The organism is Cupriavidus consociatus (assembly GCF_017814975.1).
Classification (GTDB): domain Bacteria; phylum Pseudomonadota; class Gammaproteobacteria; order Burkholderiales; family Burkholderiaceae; genus Cupriavidus; species Cupriavidus consociatus.
Genome location: NZ_JAGIQA010000109.1, coordinates 1 through 1,909, shown reverse-complemented (window position 1 = coordinate 1,909; position 1,909 = coordinate 1). Strand labels below are relative to the sequence as shown.

The 1,909-nt window shown below is 69.3% G+C and carries 2 protein-coding genes; both read right to left on the bottom strand.

All coding sequences use genetic code 11. From position 1 onward, the window contains the following. Positions 1 to 941 (bottom strand): 4-hydroxy-2-oxovalerate aldolase (gene dmpG / locus J8I82_RS37555; protein WP_209765657.1); only part of this gene is annotated, 941 nt, incomplete at its 3' end. A gap of 14 nt (positions 942 to 955) precedes the next feature. Next, positions 956 to 1,906, bottom strand: a complete 951-nt coding sequence (locus J8I82_RS37550) for an acetaldehyde dehydrogenase (acetylating) (RefSeq protein ID WP_209765659.1) — start codon at positions 1,904 to 1,906, stop codon at positions 956 to 958. Between the last annotated feature and the right edge of the window lie 3 nt (positions 1,907 to 1,909).

Sequence of the window (1,909 nt, the reverse complement as noted above, 5' to 3'; positions counted from 1 at the left end):
AGTTCGACCAGCACGTCGACGGTCTTGAGGCCATAGCGCGCCGCGGCCGCTTCGCTGTGGCGCAGGAAGCTGGAATACACGCCCGCATAGCCCAGCGCCAGCGTCTCGCGGTCGACCCGCACCGGCCGGTCCTGCAGCGGGCGCACCAGGTCGTCGGCGGCGTCCATCAGCTGGTACAGGTCGGTGCCGTGATGCCAGCCCATGCGCTCGGCGGCGGCGATAAACACTTCCAGCGGCGCATTGCCCGCGCCCGCGCCCATGCCGGCCAGGCTGGCGTCGATGCGGTCGCAGCCTTCCTCCACCGCGACGATGCTGTTGGCCACGCCCAGGCTCAGGTTGTGGTGCGCATGCATGCCGGTCAGGGTTTCGGGCCTGAGCACGTCCTTGAACGCGCGGAAGCGGTCGCGCACGCCGTCCATGGTCAGCGCGCCGCCGGAGTCGACCACATAGCAGCAGGTCGCCCCATAGCTCTCCATCAGCTTCGCCTGCTGCGCCAGCTGCCGCGGCGTGGTCATGTGGCTCATCATCAGGAAGCCGACCGCTTCCATGCCCAGCTCGCGCGCCGCCTCGATATGCTGGCGCGAGATGTCGGCCTCGGTGCAGTGCGTAGCCACGCGCACGATGCGCGCGCCGGCCCGGTAGGCGTCCTTCAGGTCGTGCACGGTGCCGATGCCGGGCAGCAGCAGCGTGGCGATCCGGGCGTGGCTGGCCACGTCGGCGACGGCTTCGATCCATTCCAGGTCGGTATGCGCGCCGAAGCCGTAGTTGAAGCTGGAGCCCTGCAGGCCGTCGCCGTGCGCGACTTCGATCGAATCGACGCCGGCCTTATCGAGTGCCGCGGCAATCTGGCGGACCTGCGCGACGCTGTACTGGTGGCGGATGGCGTGGCTGCCATCTCGCAGCGTCACGTCGGAGATATAAAGTTTCTTGTCGGTGCTCATGGCGTGGTTCCTGTTCAGGCCGAAGCGGACTCGGCCAGCATGGCCTCGGCCATGCTCTCGGCGGTGTTCAGCGCGGCGCTGGTCATGATGTCGAGGTTGCCGGCGTAGGCGGGCAGGTAGTGGGCGGCGCCCTCGACTTCGAGGAAGACGGTGGTCTTCAGGCCGGCAAGGCGGTCCAGTCCCGGGATGTTGAGCGGCGCGCCCGCGGGGATATCCTCGAACTGCACCGCCTGCTTGAGCCGGTAGCCCGGCACGTAGCGCTGCACGTCCGCGGCCATGCGCGCCACCGATTCGGCAATGGCGTCGCGGTCGGCCGGCTCGCTCAGGCAGTACACGGTGTCGCGCATGATCAGCGGCGGCTCGGCCGGGTTCAGCACGATGATGGCCTTGCCGCGGCGCGCGCCGCCCACCTGCTCGATGGCGCGCGAGGTGGTCTCGGTGAATTCGTCGATATTGGCGCGCGTGCCGGGTCCGGCGCTCTTGCTGGAGATGCTGGCGACGATCTCCGCATAATGCACCGGCGCCACGCGCGATACCGCCGCCACCATCGGGATGGTGGCCTGGCCGCCGCAGGTGACCATGTTGACGTTGGGCGCGTCCAGGTGCGCGGCGCCGTTGACCACCGGGATGCAGTACGGGCCGATCGCCGCCGGGGTCAGGTCGACCATGCGCAGCGCCGGGCGCAGCGCGCGCAGGAACGCATCGTTCTTCACGTGCGCGCCGGCGCTGGTGGCATCGAAGACGATGTCGATGTCGCCGAACACCGGCAGCCGGGCCAGCCCTTCCACGCCTTCATGCGTGGTGGCCACGCCCATGCGGGCCGCGCGGGCCAGGCCGTCGGAGGCGGGGTCGATGCCGACCATCGCGCCCATCTCGACATGCCGGCCATGCCGCAGGATCTTGATCATCAGGTCGGTGCCGATATTGCCCGAGCCGATGATGGCGGCCTTGAGCTTGCGTGTCATGGG